At 67.2% G+C, this 11,020-nt stretch carries 11 protein-coding genes; 4 read left to right on the top strand and 7 right to left on the bottom strand.

Translation table 11 applies throughout. The annotated features are described in order from the left end of the window. The first annotated feature begins 88 nt into the window (after nucleotides 1-88). On the top strand, nucleotides 89-925 hold the full coding sequence (locus ACE3OV_RS11540; protein WP_374327271.1) for an SIR2 family protein: 837 nt from the start codon (nucleotides 89-91) through the stop codon (nucleotides 923-925). A 1-nt stretch (nucleotide 926) separates the two neighbouring features. Here the strand turns inward: ACE3OV_RS11540 and ACE3OV_RS11535 are convergent, their stop codons facing one another. Genes ACE3OV_RS11535 through ACE3OV_RS11525 form a run of 3 tightly spaced genes read right to left on the bottom strand, consistent with a single transcriptional unit; the run spans nucleotide 927 to nucleotide 4,953 of the window. Further along, a complete protein-coding gene (locus tag ACE3OV_RS11535) occupies nucleotides 927-3,311 on the bottom strand; it encodes a putative bifunctional diguanylate cyclase/phosphodiesterase (protein WP_374327270.1) in 2,385 nt (794 codons plus the stop codon). Continuing rightward, nucleotides 3,289-3,741 (bottom strand): hypothetical protein, encoded by a 453-nt coding sequence (locus tag ACE3OV_RS11530; RefSeq protein ID WP_374327269.1) that lies wholly within the window; start codon nucleotides 3,739-3,741, stop codon nucleotides 3,289-3,291. The genes ACE3OV_RS11535 and ACE3OV_RS11530 overlap by 23 nt, the downstream gene beginning before the upstream one ends. Nucleotides 3,742-3,747: 6 nt before the next feature. After that, nucleotides 3,748-4,953: a hypothetical protein gene (locus ACE3OV_RS11525; protein WP_374327268.1), complete on the bottom strand. Its 1,206-nt coding sequence runs from the start codon at nucleotides 4,951-4,953 to the stop codon at nucleotides 3,748-3,750. Nucleotides 4,954-5,190: 237 nt separating this feature from the next. Between ACE3OV_RS11525 and ACE3OV_RS11520 the strand changes: the two genes are divergently transcribed. Both ACE3OV_RS11520 and ACE3OV_RS11515 read left to right on the top strand, forming a co-directional pair. Next, nucleotides 5,191-5,742: a hypothetical protein gene (locus ACE3OV_RS11520; protein WP_374327267.1), complete on the top strand. Its 552-nt coding sequence runs from the start codon at nucleotides 5,191-5,193 to the stop codon at nucleotides 5,740-5,742. After that, the gene (locus ACE3OV_RS11515) at nucleotides 5,742-6,122 is read left to right on the top strand and encodes a bacteriohemerythrin (protein WP_374327266.1); all 381 of its coding nucleotides are present in this window, start codon (nucleotides 5,742-5,744) and stop codon (nucleotides 6,120-6,122) included. The genes ACE3OV_RS11520 and ACE3OV_RS11515 overlap by 1 nt, the downstream gene beginning before the upstream one ends. Before the next feature lie 2 nt (nucleotides 6,123-6,124). Here ACE3OV_RS11515 and ACE3OV_RS11510 read toward each other — a convergent pair whose 3' ends face one another. The 4 genes from ACE3OV_RS11510 to ACE3OV_RS11495 form a co-directional block, all read right to left on the bottom strand. Further along, a complete protein-coding gene (locus ACE3OV_RS11510; protein ID WP_374327264.1) occupies nucleotides 6,125-6,925 on the bottom strand; it encodes a metal ABC transporter permease in 801 nt (266 codons plus the stop codon). After that, nucleotides 6,922-7,674 carry a metal ABC transporter ATP-binding protein gene (locus tag ACE3OV_RS11505; protein ID WP_374327263.1) on the bottom strand — a complete coding sequence of 251 codons (753 nt, stop codon included), beginning with the start codon at nucleotides 7,672-7,674 and terminating at the stop codon, nucleotides 6,922-6,924. The genes ACE3OV_RS11510 and ACE3OV_RS11505 overlap by 4 nt, the downstream gene beginning before the upstream one ends. Beyond that, entirely contained in the window at nucleotides 7,671-8,534 is an 864-nt protein-coding gene (locus ACE3OV_RS11500) for a metal ABC transporter solute-binding protein, Zn/Mn family (RefSeq protein ID WP_374327262.1), read from the bottom strand. The genes ACE3OV_RS11505 and ACE3OV_RS11500 overlap by 4 nt, the downstream gene beginning before the upstream one ends. A 300-nt stretch (nucleotides 8,535-8,834) precedes the next feature. Further along, on the bottom strand, nucleotides 8,835-10,043 hold the full coding sequence (locus ACE3OV_RS11495; RefSeq protein WP_374327261.1) for a YbfB/YjiJ family MFS transporter: 1,209 nt from the start codon (nucleotides 10,041-10,043) through the stop codon (nucleotides 8,835-8,837). 100 nt (nucleotides 10,044-10,143) lie between these two features. On the opposite strand from ACE3OV_RS11495, the gene ACE3OV_RS11490 reads away from it, so the two are divergent. After that, nucleotides 10,144-10,989, top strand: a complete 846-nt coding sequence (locus ACE3OV_RS11490; RefSeq protein WP_374327260.1) for a LysR family transcriptional regulator — start codon at nucleotides 10,144-10,146, stop codon at nucleotides 10,987-10,989. The last annotated feature ends 31 nt before the right edge of the window (nucleotides 10,990-11,020 follow it).

Genomic DNA, 11,020 nt, shown 5'->3' with positions numbered 1-11,020 from the left:
CGTCCCGAAACCCGCACTGCACCATGCTTGCTGTCTGGGCGTGGATTTTGCATTGATGTGGCTCACCCCAATCCACAGAGCAAAAACCATGACTCCCGAATTGCGTGAAAAACTGCTGGCCGGCCTGCGTGACGGCAGCATCGTTCCCTATCTGGGCCCCGGCGTCCTGGCCGACGTGCGCGACACGGCGAGCGGCGCGGCGATGCCGGCCGACAGCGATTCGTTGATCATCGCCATGAACAGCGGCAAGCCGATGGCGCCCAAACTGATGTACGAGTTCCCGCGGGCGGCGATGAACGTCGAGCTCAAGCGCGGCCGCAGCACCGTCACCAGGTTCCTCAACCGGACCTACGGCGAGACTTCATGGACGCGCGCCGCCGTCCACGACTGGCTGAAGGAAATTGCCCCGAATTACGTGATCGACATCAACCGCGACACGCAGTTGCAGGATTCCTACGCCGCCGTGCCGCACACGCTGATCGTCGGCATCGCCCGCATCGGCGGCACCGACTACCGCTACAAGCTCTACGCCTGGGACGGCAGCAGCTACGCGCCGGTGACGACGATCGACCTGAGCCGGCCGGTGCTGTTCAAGCCGATGGGCACGCCGCGTCCGGAAGGCGTATACATCGCCTCCGACGCCGATTACGTTGATTTCATCACCGAGCTCATGGGTGGCTTCTCGATCCCGCCGGAGATCAAGGAGATGCGCCAGGGCAAGCAGTATCTGCTGCTCGGCATGCGCCTGAACCGCGACACCGAGCGCATGGTGATGGCCGACATCATCTGGTCGGCTGCCGAGCCGGCTGGCTGGGTGCTCATCAGCGAGCCGACGAGCAAGGAGCGCCGTTACTGCAAGAAGATCGGCCTGGAGATCATCGAAGAGGACATCTTCGATTTCATCGGCGCCACCGTCGCCGGCTGACTCAGGCGCCCGGCGCCAGGCGGCGGTCGATCTCGTTGCTCACCTCGACGAAGTCACCGGCGGTGACCGGCCGTGACAGGTAGTAGCCCTGCGCGTACTGGCAGCCGATGGCGCTGAGGATTTCCAGTTGGCTGGCGGTCTCGACGCCCTCGGCGACGACCTGCAGGCCGACGCTGCGTGCCATGGCGACGATGGCGATGACCAGCGAGTGGGCATTGTTGCCGCTGGCCATGTCCTGGACGAAGGAGCGGTCGATCTTCAGCGTGTCGAGCGGGAAGCGGTTCAGGTAGGAAAGCGACGAGTAGCCGGTGCCGAAATCGTCGAGATAGACGCGCACGCCGAGCGCCTGCACCGCTTGCAGCCAGGCCTGGGCCTCGCCGATGTTGGCGAGCAGGATGCCTTCGGTGATTTCCAGCGCCAGCCGGCTGGCCGGAATGCCGTGGCGGGCCAGCGCCTCGGCGACGGCGGCCGGCGGCAGGCCGTGCGGGATCTGCCGGCCGGAGACGTTGATCGACAGGTAATGCGGGTGGCCGGCGCGCTGCCAGGCGGCCAGTTGGCGGCAGGCATCGTCGAGCACCCAGAGGCCGAGGCCGTCGATCAGTCCGGATTGCTCGACCACCGGGATGAAACGGTCCGGCGGCACCAGGCCGCGTTCCGGGTGGCGCCAGCGGATCAGTGCTTCGGCGCCGGCAACGCGGCCGGCGGCAATGTCGACGATGGGCTGGAAGAAAAGCTCGAACTGCCGCTCGCGCAGCGCCTGGCGCAGGTCGTTTTCCATGTGCCGGCGCTGCTCGGCGGCTTCGGCCAGGGCCGGGTCGAAGAAAGCGCTGCAGTTGCCGCCGCTGGCCTTGGCCTTGTCGCAGGCCAGCTCGGCGTTGCGCAGCAGGCTCGGGGCGTCGCTGCCGTCGTCCGGGAAGCGGGTGATGCCGAGGCTGGCGCTGAGCTGGACCGGCGAGCCATCAACCAGATAGGGCTGGCTCAGTGCCGCCATGATGCGTTCGGTGACCCGCTCGATGGTTTCGCCGTCGTGTAGCGCCAGCAGGATCACCGCGAAGATGTCGGCGGACAGTCTGGCCAGCATGTCGTTGTGCTTGACCGTCGTGCCGAGGCGGCCGGCGACCGCGCGCAGAATCTCGTCGCCGGCGTTGACGCCGATGCCCTCGGTGATTTGCCGGAAGCGGTCGAGGTCGATGTAGATCAGCGCGAAGCCGGCGCCGGGCTGGCGGTGTTGCTGGCGGATCGCGTTGCCGAGATGCTGTTCCAGCCCGGCGCGGTTGGCCAGCCCGGTCAGCGGGTCGATCAGTGCCTGGCGGCGGGCGCTGGCTTCGGCCGCCTTGAGCTCGGAAATGTCGTGGGCGATGCCCTGCAGGAGCTCGTCGCCGACCGGGCTGAGGACGATGTCGAGCCAGCAGCGGCTGCCGTCGGCGCGTGCCAGGCAGGCTTCACGGGTGCTCGGCTGGTGCGAGGTAAAGGCTTGGCCGACCAGTTCGGCAATGAGTTCCGGTTTTTCCCAGTGCAGCGCGTCGAGGCGCCGGGCCAACTGTTCCTCCTCGCTGCCGGAAATGCCGAACAGCCGGGCGAGCGCCGGGTTCCACGAGGTCAGGCGGCCGTCGCGGTCGACGATGAAGATGCCGCTTTCGGCGTTGTCGAAGATGGCGTGGTATTTCCGCTCGTCGATCTCGCGCTGCAGGCGCAGCGTGTGCTCTTCGTCCAGCGCCAGCACCAGGCGGCTGGCCAGCGCATTGACATCGTGTACCAGGCGGCCAATTTCGGTATTGGCATGGCCGGCGGGAATCTGCAGGCGGTCACCGGCGGTCGGGTCCATCCGGTGCAGTTCGCTGGAAATCGCGCTGATCGGGTGGATGACGAAGAACAGCAGGGTGATCACCATGGCACCAGCGATCAGCGTCAGCTGCCAGGTCAACTGGAGCGAGCGTTCGATGATCTCGGCCCGCACCTGGCCGGCGATCGCCTCCGGGTCGGGAACGAGACGGATGCGGCCGATCACGTCGCCCTCGATGAACGGTGAATGGATGCTGCGTTCCAGCGCGTTGGCGGCGTCGGGGCGCGACGTCTGGCGGCGCTGCAGGTCGATCAGCTGGTTGTCACCTTCGTGGATGGTGACGCGCAGGACTTCGGTATTGCTCAGCAGGCCGCTGGCCACCTCGCGGGCGAGTTCCTGATCCTTGACGAAGCAGGCGACGCGCAGCGTGCTCTGCACGGTGTCGAGCAACTGTTCGAGGCGCACCTGCGATTGTTCCTGCGCCGCGTTGCGTGCCGCCTGCACGGTATAGGCCAGTGTCGCGAAACCGACCAGCGCGAAGGCGAGGAGGGTAACGAGGATCGAGCGGAGCAGGATGCCGTCACGGCTCAGCGCGGCTTTCACGGGTCGCCCTCGGCATGAATTCGAAAACGATGCGCATCCGTTCGTCGACCTGCTTGCGGTCGACGTAGGCGATGGCGCCCGGGATGTTGAGCAACTGCCGGATGACCTCGCTTTCCTCGCTGGCCTGCAGTGGCGGCGTCGCCTTGCCCGAGAAATGCAGGCGGCTCCAGTAGGCGTTGATGCTTGCTGTGTCCTTGTTCACCAGCAACTGGTAGAAGGCGCCGCGTAGCGGGCTGGACGGCGGCTGATCGATCGGTTGGGCGGGCAGGCCGGAGGCCAGGGCGCGGTAGCGGCCGAGAAATATGTTGGTCACCTCTTCCCGGCTCAGTCGCTCCGAGGTCTGCCGTGCCGCCATGACGACCACCGGCTCGGCGTGCGCCGGCAGGCCGGAGGCCAGGAGCAGCAGGAGGAGGAAGAGACGGGTCGGCATGCCGGGTCAGAAGACGAAATCGAGCGCCAGACTGAGAACGTTCAGGTGACCGTTCCAGTCCTTCTCGGTGTAACGCTGGGGAAAACGCGAATCGCGGTCGCCGCGGATCATGTCCAGCTGCGCCTTGAGCGCCAGGTTGCGCTGGAAGTCCCAGCGCGCGCCCAGGGTGTAGGTTTCCTGGTCGCTGTGGGTTTCGGCCATGAACTGGCGGATGGCGAATTGCAGCGCCGGGATGGTCGGTGTGGTCAGGCTGGCCTGTTCGGAGCGGGTGCGCGAATAGCCGAGGTAGGGCGTCACCGGGCCGACCCGGTAGGCCAGCATCAGGTAGCCGGCGCGGGTGTCCTCGTAAGCGGAGGTGTCGTAGCGGATGCTGCTGAGTTGCCCCTGGACCTGCAGCCGTCCTTCGTCGTAGATCAGGCCGATACTGTCGTAAGTGGCGTGACGGCCCTTGATGTTCAGTTCCGGTGCCAGTGTCAGGATCGGGAAGCCGGCTGCGGCGTCGAGTGGCTGCTGGTGCTGGAAGCGGATCTTCGAGCGGCTGACACGCAGCTGCCAGGGGCCGTTGAGGTAGTCGAGGTAGGCGCCTGCCATGCGCGAACCGCGCAGATCCCAGGTGTGCGGCTTGATCACCGGTGTCTTCTCCGCCGCCCAGCCAGCGAACAGCTTGCCGCGCAGCAGGCCGTAGCCGGTATCGCCGGTCAGGCTGGCGTCGATGCCGTCGATGTAGGAAACGACGATCGGCCCGAAATAGTCGGTTGGCGGTCGCAGCATGGTGTTGGCGTAACCGACCTGGCGGGCGTCTGCCTGCAGGTAGAACTCGGTGCCCATGCGGCCGGCGCGCAGCGTGAAATCGGGCGCCAGGTCGTGGCGCAGGAAGGCCAGGTTGAGCTCGGGACGCCAGCTGCCGTCGTAGCGATAGCGCACCAGGCCCTGCATAACGGCGCTGCTGCGCGGGCTGAACGTCAGATTCGCCTGCAGGCCGAGCATGGTGTCGGTCTTGCCACTCCAGTGCTTGCCCAGTCCGTCGGGTTGCGAGAGGTCGCGCACGAACTGGCTGTCGTCGCTGTCGCTACGGGCGGCGCCGAGGGTTCCGAAACCCTTGAATTCAATCGTCGGCCATGGCGTGGCGGCTGTCGCCTCAGCGGCGAACGCCGGACTGGCGGTAGCCATGATGACGGCAAACAGGCAAGTGGTCCGGAGGCTGGCGCGCATGGTCGGCAAAGTCACTGCAGGGAGGCTGGTTATTTCTGGCGATTATGCACTTTGTCTAGCGGATTTGGGGTTTCAAAACGGCGACAAACCGACAAGCGGTATGTCGGGAAAACGACAGCCGGTCCGCTGTGGCGTCCGGATTGGCTTGTGCGGCAAGGAAGGACGAGCCGGCAAGGAAATTGCTGCAGGCTCGTTACCAAGATGAATCAACTTCAGGGAAGGAAGAAGAAAATGCTGATGGACCGTTACCAATCCTTGTTCTTCAACGCCAATTTCTGCGAAGCGGCGAGCCTGGCTGGTTGCATGGCCTATCGCGGCGAACTGGTGTTGCAGGAAGGCGAAATCGCCGATGCCCAGGGCCGGCGCAAGCCGCCGCAGCAGGTCATGAAGCAAGCCGTGCTGATGACCGTCGGCGACGAGTTGAAGCTGCTCGTTGGCTCGCTCGACGAATTGCAGTTCATGCCGGCGCTGCTCGACAAATACGGCGCCGAGATCAAGGCCGGCAGCCAGATCGTGTTGTATACGGTGAATATCGACCAGCCTTTCGTGTCGACGATCAACGGTGCACAGTTCGTCTTCGTCCCGATGGTGCAGGGCATGGTGTGGACCGAGCTGTGCGAGACGCTGGGCCTGGAAAAGAGCGACTTCAAGGGTATGGGCGCCGCCGACAAGGTGGTCCGCGTCTATGAGGAACTGCTGGTCACCCCGTTCAAGTACCCGGAAATGGCGCTCGATGAAGCGATGGGCAAGACCAACGCCAACAAGCGCGAGAACCACGGCGCCATCTGATGCCCTGGCAGAGCGAAATGGCCCTCGGGGTGGCGGAAATGGATGCCACCCACCGCGCTTTCGTCGATCTCGCGGACGCCCTGCTGGCCGCTTCGGACGCCGAGTTTCCGGCGCTCTTCGCGCAGTTGCGCGAGGACACCAAACAGCACTTCGAGAACGAGGACAAGCTGATGCAGGCTTGTCGTTTCCCGGCGACCGGCGAGCATCGTGCCGAGCATCTGCGGGTGCTCGGCGAACTCGCCTTTTTCGGGCGTGGCGTCGCCAGCGGCCGCTTGCGCGCGGCGCGCGAATACGCGCGCAGCCTGCCGGGCTGGTTCATGACGCATCTGCAGACCATGGACGCGGCGCTTGCCGCCCGCCTGCAGGCGACGCGCGACTGAATTCAGCGGCGGCGCAGGCTGGCGACGAGATAGGCGGCGGCGGTGAGCAGCACCATGCTGGCGCCAGCCGGCCAGTCCAGCGCATAGGCCAGCCACAGGCCGCCCAGGCAGGCGGCGCCGGCGATCAGCGCGGCCTGCCACATCATCGCCAGCATCGAGCGGGCCGACAGCGCGGCCGCAGCCGGCAGGGTGAGCAGGGCGATGACCAGGATCAGACCGACCACCTGGATCAGCAGGACGACGGTCAGCGCCACCAGCAACAGCAGCAGCAGGCGGATCGCCTCGACCGGCAGGCCGCGCAGGCGGGCGTATTCCTCGTCGAAGACGGTGGTGGCGATCGCCGGGTAGAAGGCGGCGACGATGCCCAGGGTCAGCAGGTCGAGTCCGGCCATCCACAGTAGCTGGTCGCGGCCGACCATCAGGATGTTGCCGAACAGGTAGCTCATCAGGTCCGGGTTTTCGCCAGCGCTGCGGGCGATCATGATCAGCCCGGCGGCCATGCCGACCGACCACATGGCGGCGATCAGCACCTCCTCGTCGTGGCGCTGGCGCGTGGTCAGCCGCCAGAGCAGGACCGCCATCAGCAGCGCGGCGGCGATGGCGCCAGGCAGCGGCGGCCAGCCGAGCAGGTAGGCGGCGCCCATGCCGGCCAGCGCGCCGTGGGCGATGCCGCCGGCGAGGAAGGCGATGCGGCGCAGCACGACCAGCACGCCGACGACGCCGCAGGCCAGCGCGGCAAGCAGCGAGGCGGCGACGGCGTGCTGGAGGAAGGTCTGTTGCAGCAGTGCGGCAAGGAAACTCACGCGGCCTCCGCGTGGTCGCTGCGGTGATCGACGGCGCGCACCGGGAAACCGTAGAGGCTGGCCAGGGTTTGCGCCGTCAGTTCGAGCGCCGGATGGACATGCAGGCGCCGGTTCAGGCACCAGACCCGGTGCGCCTGGCGGCTGATCAGGCTGAGGTCGTGCGAGACGACGAGCAGCGGCATCTGCCGGTTGAGTTCGCCGAGCAGCGCGTAGAGCGCTTCCTGGCCGGCCGGGTCGATGCTGGCCGTCGGTTCGTCGAGCAGCAGCAGGCGCGGCTTGCCGGCCAGGGCACGGGCGATCAGCGCGCGCTGCATCTCGCCGCCGGACAGGGCGCCGAGGCGACGCCGGCTGAGCGCGGCGATGCCGCAGCGGGCCAGTGCTTCGTCGACCGCCGCCTGATCGGCTGCCGTTGGCCGCCAGCCGGGGTGCCAGCCGGGGGGCTGGCGGCCCTGCAGCACCATGCCGCCGACGTCGATCGGGAAGCGCCGGTCGAAACGGCCGTGCTGCGGAACATAACCGACAGCGGCGCGGGTCGCCGCCGGGGCGCCGCCGAGCAGCGCGACGCTACCGCCGGTTGGCGTCAGCAGGCCGAGGATCAGGTGCAGCAGGGTGCTCTTGCCGGCGCCGTTGGGGCCGACCAGGACGACGAAGTCGTCGCTGGACAGGGTGGCGTTCAGGTCGTCGAGCACGGTTTGCTCGCCGCGGGCGAACGACAGGTGGTCGAGGACGATGGCCGGGGTGACGCTCATTGCAGGACGCGGGCGAAGGTCTCGCCGACGCGGCGCAGGTTGGCGAGGTAATCGGGCGCTAGCGGATCGACCGCCAGCACTTCGCCGCCGATGGCGCTGGCGACGGTTTCCGCCTCGCGCCGGGAGAACTGCTGCTGGACGAAGATGACCCGGATCTGCCGGCGCTTCGCCTCGTCGATCAGGCGCGCCAGGGTTTGCGGCCCCGGTTCCTTCCAGCCGGCCTCGATCGGAATCTGGGTGAGGCCGTAGGCGTCGGCGAAATAGCCCCACGACGGATGGAAGACCATGAAATGGCGTTGCTGCTTGCCGGCCAGACGCTGCCGCAACTCGCCGTCGAGCGCCTGCAGCTCGCTGACGAAACGCGCGTGGTTGCGTTCGAAATCGGCACGCAGCTCGGGCCGGACGGCGATCAGCGCATCGCGGATGCGGTCTGCCATGCGCATCACCAGCGGCGGCGCCAGCCAGGTGTGGGGGTCGGCTTCGCCTTTGCCGTGGGCGTGCCCATCGTGGCTGCCAGGCAGATCGATCGGGCGCAGGGGCAGGCCGTCGCGCAGGTCGATCAGGCGCAGTCCGGGCAGCGCTTGCTGCAGGCGTGGCAGCCAGGCCTTCTCGAACGGTACGCCGATGCGGAAATAAAGCGGCGCGGCAGCCAGTGCCTGCATCTGTTTCGGCGTCGGTTCGTAACTGGCCGGGCTCTTGCCGGGCGGCACCAGGACGACGGCCCGGACATGCTCGCCGCCGATGCGTTCGACGAAGGTCTGCATCGGCAGCAGGCTGACACCGACGGTCAGCGGCTCGGCGCGGGCGAGGCCGGCGCAGAGGACGAGGCAGAAGATCAGGATGCGACGGGAGAGAGACATGGGACGGACCTCGATGGGAAATGCGCGAACTCGTGATGTTATAACATAACGTTTTCCCGATGAAGCGCCGGCCGCAGCTTCCGCGTTTTCCTTGTCCGGTCTCCCCCGAAAAGGCGAAAGCCCCGTACCGGAGGGGGAGTACGGGGCTTTCTGGACGGTCCGGGGAGTCGGGGGAGGGGGAGGTGACCGTCAGGGCTGATGTCTGTTCAGCGCATGAGTTAAGAATAAGAGAGCCGGCCCGGCAGCGGCAAGTAACGGTTTGCAACGGCGCGTATCGTTTCGTGGTCGCCTTCGTCGTCCTCAATTCTGCGGACAGGTACAGGGGGCGAGGGAGGCACCGGTGTCGCGCCGCTGCACCGCCTTGAGCAGGAAGAGCAGGGCGCTGCCGGCCAGCATCACTGCCGCGGCCAGGTAGAGGCCGACCGCGTAGTCGCCGGCGCGGCCCGCCGCCAGCCAGCCGGTCAGTGCCGGGCCGAGGATCTGCGCCAGGCCGTAGGAAAGCGTCATCTTTCCCATCATCTTCGCCGGTCGCGTCGGGTAGTAGCGGCCGGCCATGGTCAGGACCAGACTGACCATGCCGATGAAGGTGCCGCCGAACAGCATCGCCCCGGCCAGCGCCGGCAGCAGGCCGCCGGCCAATGGCAGCAGGATGCCGACGATCTGCAGCAGCGCGGCGAGGATCAGCGCGTTCAGCTCGCCCGTGCGCCGGGCGACGAAATCCCAGACGATGCAGGCCGGCGCCGCCGCCAGGCCGAGCGCCAGGAAGACCAGGGTGCCGCTGCCGGCCAGCCCGGGCAGGCGGTCGACGATGGCGACGATGAAGGTGGCGCTGACCACGTAGCCGACGCCAGCGCAGAAATAGGCGGCCATGAACAGGCGCAGGAAGAGCGGCGATGGCGGATTGTCCTCGAGCTTTTCGCCGCTGCGCGTGACGCCGCTGGTGTCGGGCGGCGGCAGCCAGCGCAGCGCCGGCACGGCGAGCAGGGCGCCGAGCGCGGTCAGCGCGAACCACTGCTGGCGCCAGTCCAGCCACTGCTGCATCAGCGCCACGGCGGCGGCGCAACCGGCGATGCCGAGGCCGATGCCGGCGAAGTGGATGCCCAGTTCGCTACGGTGGTTATGGCGGATCAGCCAGTTGAGGATGAGGCCGGTGCCGAACAGCATCGCCGCCGCGCTGCTCAAGCCGGCGACGAAACGCGATACCGCCCACAGCCAGGGTTCGGTAGTCAGCCCCATGAGCGCCGTGCTGGCCACCGCGAGCAGCATGCCGAGGCGGAACAGGCGGTCTTTCAGCACCAGATCGCTGATCAGCGAAGCGAGCAGGGCGCCGCTCAGGTAGCCGCCGTAATTGATCGCCGCCAGCCAGCCGGCGTCGGCGACGCCGAGTCCGGCTTGCTGTTGCATCAGCGGCAGCAGCGGCGTGTAGGCGAAACGCGCCACGCCAAGCGCCAGCAGCAGGCTGAAGATGCCGGCGCCCAGGACTTTCAGTCGTTGTCGTTGGTCGGTCATTATTGTTGTCTCCTCGGTTGGTGAAAGAACGATAAACGGGCTAAGCTATCGCTGCAATTGATTTGTTGAGATACAACCGTTCGTTTTTGGAGATTTATTCATGGAGCTGGTCGCCCTCAGGACCTTCCAGGCGGTGGTCGAGGAAGGCGGGATCCTCGCCGCGGCGCGCAAGCTGAACACCGTGCAGTCCAACGTCACCGCGCGCATCCGCCGGCTGGAAGAGGAACTCGGTGCCGAATTGTTCTTCCGCAAGGGACGCGGGCTGGAACTGGCGCCGCCCGGGCGCGTCCTGCTTGACTACAGCCGCCGCCTGCTGATGCTGGAGCGGCAGACGGCAGCGGCGGTGCGCCAGGTCGGCGAGGCGACCGGCGAACTGCGCATCGGCGCGATGGAGACCTTCGCCGCGCTGCATTTGCCGCGTGCCCTGAAAGCGGTGCGCGCCGCCCATCCCGGGATCGAACTGCGGGTGTTCACCGACACCAGCGCCCGCCTCGCCGACCGGGCGATCCAGCACAAGCTCGACTGCGCCTGCATCGCCGGGCCGGTGATCCACCCGGAACTGGAGTTCAGCGAACTGCTGGTCGAGGAACTGGTGCAGGTCCATGCCGCCGGCCACGATCCGCTGCAGCAGCCGCTGATCCTGTTCCGAGAAGGTTGCGCCTACCGCACCCGGGCGCTCGCCTGGCAGCGCAGTCAGGGACATGCGCTGGCCGACGCGATGGAGTTCGGCACCCTCGAGGGCATCCTCGGCTGCGTCGCGGTCGGCCTTGGCTGGACGCTGATGCCTCGGCGCGTCGTCGAGCAGTCGCCGCATGCGGCCGATCTGGTGGTTGAAACAGTGCCGCCGGCAATCGCCGCCGTCCCGACCGGCATGATCCGTCTGCGCGAGGCGCCGCCGCTGGCTGCGTTGGCGACCCTGGCCGCGGCGCTGCAGGAAGGTGCCTGAAAAGGCGAAAGCCCCGTACCGGGGGGAGTAC

The sequence above is a fragment of the Azonexus sp. genome (assembly GCF_041909095.1).
Taxonomy (GTDB): domain Bacteria; phylum Pseudomonadota; class Gammaproteobacteria; order Burkholderiales; family Rhodocyclaceae; genus Azonexus.
Note: the sequence above shows the minus strand (reverse complement) of the source record. Positions and strands in the feature narration are given on the sequence as shown.